Source organism: Ramlibacter sp., from assembly GCF_028292805.1.
Classification (GTDB): Bacteria; Pseudomonadota; Gammaproteobacteria; order Burkholderiales; family Burkholderiaceae_C; genus Ramlibacter.
Window position 1 is genome coordinate 1 of the sequence record NZ_JAQGLS010000022.1, and the last position, 11,938, is coordinate 11,938.

The following is an 11,938-nucleotide window of genomic DNA, read 5'->3' on the forward strand; positions in this document are numbered from 1 at the left end:
CGAGCAGGACATGAAGGACGCCGGCTTCGACCAGGTGGGCATCGACGCTGTGGGCAATGTGGTGGGCCGCTACGGCGGGCAGCGCCCCGGCGCGAAGGCACTGCTCACCGGCTCGCACTACGACACCGTGCGCAACGGCGGCAAGTACGACGGCCGGCTGGGCATCTACGTGCCGGTGGCCTGCGTGCGCGCCCTGGCAATGCAAGGCAAGCGGCTGCCGTTTGCGCTGGAGGTCGTCGCCTTTGCCGAGGAGGAGGGCCAGCGCTACAAGGCGACCTTCCTCGGCTCCGGCGCGCTGATCGGCCACTTCAATCCCGACTGGCTGGAGCAAAAGGACGCCGCCGGCATCACCATGCGCGAAGCCATGCGCAACGCCGGCCTGCCCGCCAGCGTGGAAGCGATCGCCCAGCTCAAGCGCGATCCGGCGCGTTATCTGGGTTTCGTCGAAGTCCACATCGAGCAAGGGCCGGTGCTCAACGAACTCGACCTGCCGCTGGGCATCGTCACCTCGATCAACGGTGGCGTGCGCTACACGTGCGAGGTGACGGGCATGGCCAGCCATGCCGGCACCACGCCGATGAACCGGCGCCGGGACGCGGCGGTGGCGGTGGCCGAACTGGCCCTGTACGTGGAGCAGCGAGCCACACGCGACGGCGACTCGGTCGGCACCATCGGCATGCTGGAAGTTCCCAACGGCTCGACCAACGTGGTTCCCGGCCGCTGCGTCTTCACGCTCGACCTGCGCGCCCCGAACGACCCGCAGCGCGACGCGCTGGTGGCCGACGTGCTGGCGCGGCTGCAGGCGATCTGCGGGCGGCGTGGCCTGGGCCACACGGCCGAGCAAACCATGCGCGCCGCCGCCGCACCGAGCTCGCCTGAATGGCAGCAGCGCTGGGAGCAGGCGGTTGCCGCACTCGGGGTGCCGCTTTACCGCATGCCCAGCGGCGCCGGCCACGACGCCATGAAGCTGCACGAGATCCTGCCGCAGGCCATGCTGTTCGTGCGCGGACAGAACGCCGGCATCAGCCACAACCCGCTGGAGTCGACCACCGGCGACGACATCGAGCTGGCGGTGCGGGCCTTCTCCAACCTGCTCGAGCAACTCGCCGGGGAGCAGCAATGAGCGCCTACGAACGGCTCGACGCCTGGATCGACGCGCATTTCGACGAGCAGGTGCGCTTCCTGCAGGAGCTGGTGCGCGTGCCCACCGACACGCCGCCCGGCAACAACGCCCCGCACGCCGAGCGCACGGCCGAACTGCTCAAGGGTTTCGGCTTCGAGGCCGAGCGGCATGCCGTTCCCGAGGCCGAAGTCAGGGCCCACGGGCTGGAAGCCATCACCAACCTGATCGTGCGACGCAAGTACGGCGTCGGCCGCACCGTGGCCTTGAACGCCCACGGCGACGTGGTGCCGCCGGGCGAAGGCTGGAGCCACGACCCGTACGGCGGCGAGATCGAAGGCGGCAGCATCTTCGGGCGCGCCACCGCGGTGAGCAAGGGCGACTTCTCCAGCTTCACCTTTGCCGTGCGGGCGCTGGAGTCGCTGCAGACCGCCTTGAAGGGCGGCGTCGAATTGCACTTCACCTACGACGAGGAGTTCGGCGGCGAGCTGGGCCCGGGCTGGCTGCTCAAGAACGGATTGACCAGGCCCGACCTGCTGATCGCCGCCGGCTTCAGCTACGAGGTGGTCACCGCCCACAACGGCTGCCTGCAGATGGAGGTGACGGTGCACGGCAAGATGGCGCACGCGGCCATTCCGGACACCGGCATCGACGCGCTGCAGGGCGCGGTCGCGATCCTGAATGCGCTCTATGCACAGAACACGATGTACCGGCAGGTGAGCTCGGAGGTCGCCGGCATCAAGCACCCTTACCTGAACGTGGGCCGCATCGAAGGCGGCACCAACACCAACGTCGTGCCGGGCAAGGTGATGTTCAAGCTGGACCGCCGGATGATCCCGGAGGAGAACCCGGTCGAGGTCGAGGCGAACATCCGGCAGGTGATCGCCGATGCGGCCGCGCAATGCCGTGGCGTCCGGGTGGAGATCAGGCGCATGCTGCTGGCGAATGCGCTGAAGCCGCTGGCTGGCAACCAGCCGCTGGTGGAGGCGATCCAAAAGCATGGCAAGGCACTGTTCGGGCAGGAGATTCCCGCGATGGGCACACCGCTGTACACCGACGTGCGGCTGTACGGCGAGGCGGGGATTCCCGGCGTGATCTACGGCGCGGGTCCGCGCACGGTGCTGGAGTCGCATGCCAAGCGGGCGGACGAGCGGCTGGAACTGGAAGACCTGCGCAGGGCGACCAAGGTGGTGGCGCGGACTCTGTACGACCTGCTGCAATAGCCCCTGTCACTGCGGGTTCGACTTGCAGTCCGGCGACAGCGCTCGTGCCGCCCGGATCCCCGGTCAGGCCCGGGATGACATGGTTGGCGTCACGCCCCTTGGGTGTTCACATACAGCGCGTAAAGCGAATGGCTCGCCGCCATGAACAGGCGGTTGCGGTGCCGGCCGCCGAAGCAGACGTTGGCGCAGCGCTCCGGCAGATGGATGTGGCCGATCGCGGCGCCGTCCGACGCGAACACGCGCACGCCGTCCATCCCTTCCGATTCCGCTCCGGCAGCGCCGCTGGTGCCCCAGCCGCACCACAGGTTGCCTTGCACGTCGACGGCGAAGCCGTCGAGCGCGCCCGGCCCTTGCGCATCCACCAGCAGCCGCTGGTTCGACAGTTGGCCGCCTGCATGGTCATACGCCCAGATCTTGCGGTGCGGCACGGCCCGGCTTTCGATCAGGTACAGCAGCGATCCGTCGGGCGAGAACGCCAGCCCGTTCGGCCCGGCCAGGTCGGCCAGCACCTGCTTCAACTGGCCGTCCGGCGCGATCCGGTACACCGCATGCGGCAGCTCCTGTTGCGCCGGCTCGCCTTCCCAATAGCCGACTATGCCGAAGCTCGGGTCGGTGAACCAGACGCTGCCATCGGCCGCGCAGACGATGTCGTTGGGCGAGTTCAGCCGCTTGCCATCGTGGCGATCCGCCAGCACGGTGATGGCGCCGTCGTACTCGGTGCGCGTGATCCGGCGCGTCAGGTGCTCGCAGGCGAGCAGCCGCCCCTGGCGGTCACGGCCCAGGCCGTTGGCGTTGTTCGACGGCGCGCGAAAGTCGCTGACGGCGCCGGAGCACTCGTCCCAGCGCACGATCCGGTTGTTGGGAATGTCGGACACCAGCAGGTAGCGGCCATCGCCGAACCAGACCGGGCCTTCGGCCCAGCGCAGCCCGGTGGCCAGCCGCTCCACCGTGCTGCTGTACAGCCGCAGTGCGCGAAAGCGCTCGTGCAGCACCTCGATGCGCGGGTCCGGGTAGCGGGTGCTGGGGTCGAAGGCGGTCACGGTCACCTCGGCAAAAGGTGCAGGCGCCTCGCCTGCCCCGGGTTCAGTGCGCCGACCGGCATGCGCCCGGCCAGCAGCTCGGCCAACTGTGCCACGGTCTCGCGCGACTGGTGTTCCGCCGCCTGTGGCGTGAGTCCGCCGGTGTGCGGCGTCGCCAGCACGCGAGGGTGGGCTGCCAGCGCGGGTGACGGCATCTGGTCCGGCGCGCGGCCGACGTCGAGGGCGCAGCCGCCCAGGTGGCCATCCTGCAGCGACTGCAGCAGGGCGGCCTCGTCCACCAGCTCGCCGCGTGAAGCATTGACGAAAAACGCGTCCCCTTGCATGGCGGCGAAGCGCTGCGCGTTCATCAGGTTCCCGGTCTGCGCAGTGGCCGGCGCCAGGCACACCACGAAGTCGGCCTGCGGCAGCATCTCGTCCAGCGGCAGCACCGTGATGGCGGGGTTCGCCACGGTCGCGAACGGGTCGGCCACCAGCACCCGCATGCCCAGCGCCTGGCCGATCTCGGCCAGGCGCCTGCCGATCACGCCGTAGCCGATGATGCCCAGCGTCGCGCCGCGCAATTCCCGCCCCATCCGCACGGCGGGCTGCAGGCCGCCGCGGTCGGCGTCGACGCCGTCGCCGAGGCCACGGGCCAGCGCGATCATCGCGCCCAGCACCCATTCCGCCACCGCGTTGCCGAAGCCGGCGCTGGCATGGGTCACCAGCACGCCGGCGGCGCCGGCCGCCGCCAGGTCGATGTTGCGCACGTCGACGGCGCAGCGCTGGAACACGGCCAGCTCCGGCAAGGATTCGAACAAGCTTGCCGGCGCGGCGGCCTGGCGGTCGCTGATGATGACGCTGCAGCCACGCGCCGCCGCCACCAGCGCCTCGCCCAGCAAGGGCGCCTCCCGCGGATTCAGCCGCACCTGGGCGATCGCCTGCAGCGCCTCCAGCGAGGCCGCGCCGTAGTAGTTGCGTCGCGCGGATTCGCCGTGCGTCAGCAGCACCCGCGGCTTCATCGTGCGGTGCTCACTTGAACATCAGGCCGGGCAGCCACAGAGAGATGGCGGGGATGTAGGTGACCATGGCCAGCACCAGCAGCAAGGCGCCGAAGAAGGGATAGAGCGCCTTCACCACCACCTCGATCTTGAGCTTGGCCACCGCGCTGCCGACGAACAGCACCGCCCCCACCGGCGGCGTCAGCAGTCCGATCCCCAGGTTCACCATCATGATCATGCCGAAGTGGACCGGGTCGACGCCCAGCTTTGTCACCAGCGGCAGCAGGATGGGCGTGAGGATCAGGATCAGCGGCGCCATGTCCATCAGCGTGCCCAGCGCCAGCAGCAGCAGGTTGATCATCAGCAAGATGACGTAGCGGTTGTCGGACACCGAGGCGAAGAAGGCGGTGACCTTCAGCGGGATCTGCATCAGCGTCATGAGGTAGCCGAAGCTGGCCGCGAAGCCGATCAGGATCATCACGATCGACACCGTCTTGACGGTGCGGTGGACCAGCTTGGGCAGCTCCCGCCACTTGTAGTCGCGGTAGATGAACATCGTGACGAAGAAGGCCCACAGCACCGCGATCGAGGCCGATTCGGTCGCCGTGAACACACCCGACAGGATGCCGCCCAGGATGATGAACAGCGTGGCAAGGCCCCACAGCGCCTGCACGCAGATGCGCAGCGCCTGCCGCAGCGGGATGACCTCGCCCTTGGGAAAGTTGCGCTTCTTGGCGATGAACAGGCACAGGATGGCCAGCGTCAGCCCGAGCAGCAGCCCGGGCAGAACTCCGGCCATGAACAGCGCGCCGATGGAGATGCCGCCGCCGGCGGCCAGCGAATAGATCACCGCGTTGTGGCTGGGCGGGATCAGGATGGCCTGCACCGAGCCGCTGACGGTGACGGCGGTGGCGAAGTCGCGCGGGTAGCCCTTGCGCTCCATCTCCGGGATCAGCACCGAGCCGATCGACGCGGTGTCGGCCACCGAGGAGCCGGAGATCGCGCCGAAGAAGGTCGAGGCCAGGATGTTCACCAACGACAGGCCGCCGCGGATGAAGCCCACCAGCACGCCGGCGAAGGCGACCAGCCGGCGCGACATGCCGCCCTCGGCCATGATGGCGCCGGCCAGCACGAAGAACGGGATCGCCAGCAGCGAGAACTTGTTGACGCCGGAGGCGATCTGGATCATCACCGCGTCCAGCGGCAGCTCCATCCAGAGCGCGCCGGCCAGCGCGGCCAGGCCCAGCGCGTAGGCGACCGGCACGCCGACGATCATGAACAGGAAGAAGCTCCCCAGCAGGACGAGCGTGTCCATCAGAGCGCAACCTCGGCCACCTCGGGCTCGTGGTCGAAGGTGACCACGGGGCGCAGGTGCTGCGGGCCGAACACCATGTGCTCCAGCACGAACAGGAGGGTGACCAGGCTGCCCAGCGGCAGCGCCAGGTAGGTGATGCCCACCGGCAGCCACGGCAGCTCGCTGATGGTCTGGCCCATGGTGCCCTGCACCAGTTTCATCCCCCACACCAGCACGAAGCCGCTGGCCGCCAGCATCGCCAGGTGCACCAAGCCGGCGCAGGCCTTCTCCAGCGCGGCCGGCAGGCGGTCGGTCAGCATGGACACGGCGATGTGGGCGCCGGCGCGGTAGGCCGCCGCCGCGCCGAAGAAGGTGAACACCACCATCATCAGGATGGCGACGGGCTCCGGCCACTGGGCGCCGAAGCCGAGCACGTAGCGGGCGAACACGCCCATCGGGATGATCATGCACATCACCACCAGCGCAAGGCCGGAGATCCAGATGCAGGCAAGGTACAGCCCGTCCAGGAAGCGGACGATGGGGTGGGTCATGGGAGCCGCCCGCTTACTTGACGTCGGCGATGCGCTTCATCAGGTCGGTGAACTGGGCGCCGTACTTGGCCCGCACCGGCGCAGTGGCGTCGTAGAAGGGCTTGGTGTCGGTGTTGATGAATTCGATGCCGGCGGCCTTGAGCTTGCCCGTGTACTCGGCCACGCTCTTGTCCCACAGGCCGCGCTGCTCCATCTGCGCCTCGCGCGAGAACTTCCTGACCAGCGCCTGTTCGTCCTTGGACAGCTTGTCCCAGGTGACCTTCGACATCACGAAGATTTCCGGGATGATCAGGTGGTTGGTCTGCGTGTAGTACTTGACGGTGGTGTACTGGTTGGAGGTGAACAGCGTCGGCGGGTTGTTCTCGGCGCCGTCGATCACGCCGGTCTGCAGCGCGCCGAACACCTCCGTGTGGCCCATGGAGATGCCGTTGCCCCCCATCGCGTTCATCGTGTCGACGAACAGCGGGTTACCCATCATGCGGATCTTCTGGCCCTTCAGGTCCGCCGGCGCGCGCACCGGCTTCTTGGTGTACAGGCTGCGCGAGCCGGAATCCATGAAGCCCAGTGCCACCAGCCGCGCCGGGCTGCTGCTGATCTTGTCCAGGATTTCGCGGCCGATCGGGCCGTCGATCACCTTGCGCATGTGGGCTTCGTCGCGAAAGACGAAGGGCATGTTGAACACGTTGACGTCGGGCACCACCGGGCCGAGCACGCCCAGCGAAATGCGCGCGATCTGGATGGCGCCCACCTGGGTCTGCTCCACCACCTCCTTTTCGCTTCCGAGCACGCCGCCGGGGAACATCTGGAGCTTGATCCGGCCCTTGGTCGCGGCCTCCAGCTTCTTGCCCAGGTTCTCCACCGCCACCACGTTCGGGTAGCCGGCCGGGTGCACGTCGCTCGCCTTGAGCGTGAGGGTCTGCGCGGCGGCCGGAAGGGCGCAGGCGATGGCCGCGGCGGACAGCGCGGAACGGATCAGGTGGCGTCGGTTCTGCATGGTGGTCTCCAGTGGGTCTTGTGCCGGGTGGCGCGGGTGGTCAGTCGAACGGGCCGATGCGCACGTAACCACCGCCCTGGAAGATGGCCGTGGGGTCCTGCAGGTCCAGCTGAGGCTGCCTGGCCTCGGCGCCGGCGCGGAACGGCTCGGAGCTGTCCTGCGGCCGATAGCCCAGGTGGCGCGCGGACGTGTTGTCCCACCAGCTGGTGGCGTTGTCGGACATGCCGTAGACGATGCTGTGGCCCACCACCGGGGCGGTCAGGCTGGCGACCACCAGCCGCTCGAGGTCGCGGTAGCTCAGCCAGGTGGCGAGCATGCGGCGGTCCTTCGGTTCCGGAAAGGACGAGCCGATGCGCAGGCAGACCGTTTCGATTCCGTACCGGTCGAAGTAAAAGCGCGACAGGTTTTCGCCGAACGCCTTGGACAGCCCGTAGTAGCCGTCGGGACGCACCGGCATGGCGGCATCGATCACCTGGTCCTGCCGGTAGAAGCCGGTGACGTGGTTCGAGCTGGCGAAGACGATGCGCCGGACCTGGTGCAGGCGGGCCGCCTCGTACAGGTTGTAGACCCCGACGATGTTGGCCGGCAGGATCGCGTCGAACGGCTGCTCGGTGGAGACGCCGCCCAGGTGGACCACCGCATCCATGCCGGCCACCAGCGCATGGACGGCGGCGCGGTCTTCCAGCGCCGCCTGTACCACTTCCTCGCCTTCGCCCGGGACCTCCATGGCCGCCACGTCGCTCACCCGCAGCAGGCTGCAACGGGCGCGCAGGCGCGGCCGCAATTGGCGTCCCAGGGCGCCGGCGGCCCCGGTCAGGAGCAAACGCGAGGCTGAAATCGGCGTGGTCGGCGAGGCGCTCATGAGGTTCCGAAGAAAGAGAGTGCGGTTCGCGCTCTTGTCACACATCCCAAGTTGTCGTACAAGGATGCCTTAGACTTCATGTCGATTTTTAGAGGGTTTTCCCGATGAACGATGCCGGCTTGGCGCGGCGCCGCCCGCGCAGCCTGGCGCACGACGTGGTCGATGCGCTGACCGGTCGCATCCGCGAAGGATCGCTGGCACCGGCGGTCAAGCTGCCGACCGAGGCGGCCATCATGGAGGAGTTCGGCGTCAGCCGCACCGTGGTGCGCGAGGCGATCTCGCGGCTGCAGGCGGCCGGCCTGGTGGAGACCCGCCACGGCGTCGGCACCTTCGTGGTCGGCATGGGCGATCCCTCGACGTTCCGGATCTCGCCCGACCAGCTGGGCACGCTGCGGGACGTGATCGCGGTGCTGGAGCTGCGCATCGCCGTCGAGACTGAATGCGCGGCCCTGGCCGCGGCCCGCCGCACCGCCGACAACCTGACGACGCTGCGCTCGGCGCTGGTGGCTTTCAACGCCGCCCTGGAGGAAGGCCGCGACGCCGTCGGCCCCGACTTCCAGTTCCACCTGGAGATCGCCAAGGCCAGCCAGAACCACCACTTCGTCGACCTGATGGCCACGCTGGGCGGCATGATGATTCCGCGGGCCCGGCTGGAGCCGCCCGGGCCGCTGACGCCCGAGCGGCAGGCCTACCTGCGACGCGTCAACAGCGAGCATGAAAGCATCGTCGATGCCATCGCTCGCGAGGATCCCGAGGGCGCCCGGGCCGCCATGCGGACCCACCTCGCGAACAGCCGGGAGCGGCGCCGGCGGGCCGCCGAAAGCCGCTGATTCACCCCGGCGGCGTCCCGACCATTTAAGCAATTTTGGCGCATCCAGTTGTACGATGTCATACCTCCCGACTGGACTCCACATGGCGCCGCACGAACTCAAGACCGCCCTGTCCTCGGGCCTGCTGTCCTTCCCGCTGACGGATTTCGACAGCCAGCTGCAATTCGACCCGCGCGGCTATGCCGCCCGGCTGGAATGGCTGATGCCGTACGGCGCCACCGTGCTGTTCGCCGCCGGCGGCACCGGCGAGTTCTTCTCGCTGGAGCCAGGCGAGTACGCCGGCGTCATCAAGACCGCTGCAGAAACCTGCAAGGGCCGCGTGCCCATCGTGGGCGGCGCCGGCGGCGGCACCACCCTGGCCATCAAGTACGCGCAGGAAGCCGAGCGCAACGGCGCGCAAGGCGTGCTGCTGCTGCCGCACTACCTGACCGAAGCCACCCAGGACGGCCTGGTGCAGCACGTCGACGCGGTCTGCAAGAGCGTCAAGATCGGCGTGATCGTCTACAACCGCGGCGCCACCAGGCTCACCGCGACTTCGCTGCTCAAGCTGGCCGAGCGCTGTCCCAACCTGATCGGCTTCAAGGACGGCCTTGGCGACATCGAGCGCATCGTCTCCATCCGCCAGCAGCTGGGCGAGCGCTTCGTCTACATCGGCGGCATGCCCACACACGAGGTTTACGCCCAGGCCTACAAGGCCCTTGGCGTGCCCACCTATTCGTCGGCGGTGTTCAACTTCGTGCCGCGCACTGCCATCGAGTTCTACAACGCCTACCAGTCCGGCGACACCATCACCACCGGCCGCCTGCTGGACGAGTTCTTCCTGCCCTACCTGGCCATCCGCAACAAGGGCGAGGGCTACGCCGTCTCGATCGTCAAGGCCGGCGCCACCATCGTCGGCAAGACGGCCGGCCCGGTGCGGCCGCCGATCTGCGACCTCAAGCCGCAGGAAGTGGACGAGCTGGCCGCGCTGATCCGCAAGCTCGGCGCGCAATAGCAGCAACTCGCGCAATCCCAAAGGAGACAGACATGAACACGAAAAAAACGCTGCTGGGCCTGGCCTTGGCCTTTTGCGCCGCCGTCGGCGCGCAAACCTATCCCGGCGACAAGCCGGTCACGATGGTCGTGCCGTTCCCCCCGGGCGGCTCCACCGACGCCATCGCCCGCGTGCTGGCGCTGGAGCTGCCCAAGAAGCTGGGTGGCACCTGGATCGTCGACAACAAGCCGGGCGCCACGGGCACCATCGGCGCGGCCTTCGTCAAGCGCGCGCCGGCCGACGGCTACACGCTGTTCGTGTCCTCGCTCGGCCCGTTCGTCATCGCCCCGCACCTGATCAAGGGCGTGCAGTACGACGCGCTCAAAGACCTGGACCCGATCACGGTCGTGGTGCAGGCGCCCAACGTGCTGGTGGTTCCCGCCGCCTCGCCCTACAAGAGCGTCGCCGAGCTGCTGGCCGGCCTGAAGAAGACGCCCGCCAAGGTGAGCTTCGCCTCCTCGGGCAACGGCTCCTCCGACCATCTGTCGGCCGAACTGTTCTGGCAGCAAAGCGGCACCGAAGGCCTGCACGTCCCGTACAAGGGCGGCGGCCCGGCCATCAACGACCTGCTGGGCAACCAGGTCGACTCGGCCTTCGTCAACATCAACAGCATCATCCAGCACATCAAGGCGGGCAAGGTGCGCGCGCTGGCCGTCTCCTCGCTCAAGCGCTCGACCCTGCTGCCGGATGTGGCGACGCTGGACGAACTGGGCGTCAAGGGTGCCGAAGTGCAATCCTGGCAAGCCGTCGCCGCCCCCCGTGGCGTGCCAGCGGACATCAAGAGCCGGCTACAGGCCGCCATCGCGGCCGCGATGAACGACCCCACCGTCAGGGACAAGCTGGTGGCGCAAGGCTTCGAGATCGTCGCCAACACGCCCGAGCAGTTCGCCCGCTTCCAGGCAGCCGAATACGCCAAGTGGAAGCAGCTGATCGAAACGCGGAAAATCACCGCGGACTGACATGAATTCGCCTGTGGTCAAGCGCATGCGCGTGGTCCCGGTCGCCGGCCGGGACGACATGCTGCTGAACCTGTCGGGAGCGCATGCCCCCTTCTTCACCCGCAACATCGTCATCGTCACCGACAACGCCGGCCACACCGGGCTGGGCGAGGCGCCGGGCGGCGAGAAGATCCGCCAGACGCTGGAAGATGCGCGGGCGCTGGTCGAAGGCCAGCCCGTCGGCCAGCTGCAATCGGTCCTCGATGCGATGCGAACCAGCTTCGCCGACCGCGACACCGGCGGCCGCGGCCAGCAGACCTTCGACCTGCGCACCACCATCCATGCGGTGACGGCGGTCGAGTCTGCGCTGCTCGACCTGCAAGGCCAGCACCTGGGCGTGCCGGTGGCGGCTTTGCTTGGCGAAGGCCAGCAACGCGACGCCGTGCAGATGCTCGGCTACCTGTTCTACGTCGGCGACCGCACCAAGACCGACCGCCCCTACGCCAGCGAGCCGGATGCGCAGGACGACTGGTCACGCCTGCGCCATGAAACGGCGATGACGCCGCAAGCAGTCGTGCGGCTGGCCGAGGCGGCCCAGCAGCGCTACGGCTTCCAGGATTTCAAGCTCAAGGGCGGCGTGCTGCGCGGCGAAGAGGAAGTCGAAGCGATCCGCGCGCTGCACGAGCGCTTTCCGCAGGCCCGCGTGACGCTGGACCCGAACGGCGGCTGGCTGCTCAAAGACGCGATCCGCCTGATGAAGGACATGCACGGCGTGGTCGCCTATGCGGAAGACCCGTGCGGTGCCGAGGACGGCTTTTCGGGCCGTGAGGTGATGGCGGAATTTCGCCGCGCCACCGGCCTGCCGACGGCCACCAACATGGTCGCCACCGACTGGCGCCAGCTGGCCCATTCGCTGGCGCTGCAGTCGGTCGACATCCCGCTGGCCGACCCGCATTTCTGGACCATGGCCGGCTCGGTGCGCGTGGCGCAGACCTGCCGCGACTGGGGCCTGACCTGGGGCTCGCACTCCAACAACCACTTCGACATCTCGCTGGCGATGTTCACCCATGTCGGCG

General features: G+C 68.4%; 12 protein-coding genes. 6 read left to right on the forward strand and 6 right to left on the reverse strand.

The window, feature by feature from the left end; genetic code table 11:
• The coding region (locus JWP65_RS01050; protein WP_299759505.1) for a hydantoinase/carbamoylase family amidase at positions 1-1,123 on the forward strand (1,123 nt) is incomplete at its 5' end.
• A complete protein-coding gene (locus JWP65_RS01055) occupies positions 1,120-2,343 on the forward strand; it encodes a M20/M25/M40 family metallo-hydrolase (protein WP_299759507.1) in 1,224 nt (407 codons plus the stop codon). The genes JWP65_RS01050 and JWP65_RS01055, both read left to right, overlap by 4 nt.
• Before the next feature lie 89 nt (positions 2,344-2,432).
• On the opposite strand, the gene JWP65_RS01060 is transcribed toward JWP65_RS01055, so the two are convergent.
• From JWP65_RS01060 to JWP65_RS01085, 6 genes are read right to left on the reverse strand one after another with little or no spacing between them, the layout of a single operon-like run.
• A complete protein-coding gene (locus tag JWP65_RS01060) occupies positions 2,433-3,383 on the reverse strand; it encodes an SMP-30/gluconolactonase/LRE family protein (protein WP_299759527.1) in 951 nt (316 codons plus the stop codon).
• 2 nt (positions 3,384-3,385) lie between these two features.
• On the reverse strand, positions 3,386-4,381 hold the full coding sequence (locus JWP65_RS01065; RefSeq protein WP_299759509.1) for an NAD(P)-dependent oxidoreductase: 996 nt from the start codon (positions 4,379-4,381) through the stop codon (positions 3,386-3,388).
• 10 nt (positions 4,382-4,391) lie between these two features.
• Complete coding sequence (locus tag JWP65_RS01070) at positions 4,392-5,675, reverse strand: TRAP transporter large permease (RefSeq protein WP_299759511.1); 1,284 nt, start codon at positions 5,673-5,675, stop codon at positions 4,392-4,394.
• A complete protein-coding gene (locus tag JWP65_RS01075) occupies positions 5,675-6,205 on the reverse strand; it encodes a TRAP transporter small permease (RefSeq protein WP_299759513.1) in 531 nt (176 codons plus the stop codon). Before JWP65_RS01075 ends, JWP65_RS01070 begins: the two co-directional genes overlap by 1 nt.
• Positions 6,206-6,218: 13 nt before the next feature.
• The gene (locus JWP65_RS01080) at positions 6,219-7,199 is read right to left on the reverse strand and encodes a TRAP transporter substrate-binding protein (protein ID WP_299759515.1); all 981 of its coding nucleotides are present in this window, start codon (positions 7,197-7,199) and stop codon (positions 6,219-6,221) included.
• A gap of 40 nt (positions 7,200-7,239) precedes the next feature.
• Positions 7,240-8,061 carry an NAD(P)-dependent oxidoreductase gene (locus tag JWP65_RS01085; RefSeq protein ID WP_299759517.1) on the reverse strand — a complete coding sequence of 274 codons (822 nt, stop codon included), beginning with the start codon at positions 8,059-8,061 and terminating at the stop codon, positions 7,240-7,242.
• A gap of 104 nt (positions 8,062-8,165) precedes the next feature.
• Here JWP65_RS01085 and JWP65_RS01090 point away from each other — a divergent pair, with 104 nt between their 5' ends.
• The 4 genes from JWP65_RS01090 to JWP65_RS01105 form a co-directional block, all read left to right on the forward strand.
• A complete protein-coding gene (locus tag JWP65_RS01090; protein WP_299759519.1) occupies positions 8,166-8,891 on the forward strand; it encodes a FadR/GntR family transcriptional regulator in 726 nt (241 codons plus the stop codon).
• A gap of 82 nt (positions 8,892-8,973) precedes the next feature.
• Positions 8,974-9,885 carry a 5-dehydro-4-deoxyglucarate dehydratase gene (gene kdgD, locus JWP65_RS01095; protein ID WP_299759521.1) on the forward strand — a complete coding sequence of 304 codons (912 nt, stop codon included), beginning with the start codon at positions 8,974-8,976 and terminating at the stop codon, positions 9,883-9,885.
• Positions 9,886-9,917: 32 nt separating this feature from the next.
• Entirely contained in the window at positions 9,918-10,883 is a 966-nt protein-coding gene (locus tag JWP65_RS01100) for a tripartite tricarboxylate transporter substrate binding protein (protein ID WP_299759523.1), read from the forward strand.
• A gap of 1 nt (position 10,884) precedes the next feature.
• Positions 10,885-11,938 (forward strand): enolase C-terminal domain-like protein (locus tag JWP65_RS01105; RefSeq protein WP_299759525.1); only part of this gene is annotated, 1,054 nt, incomplete at its 3' end.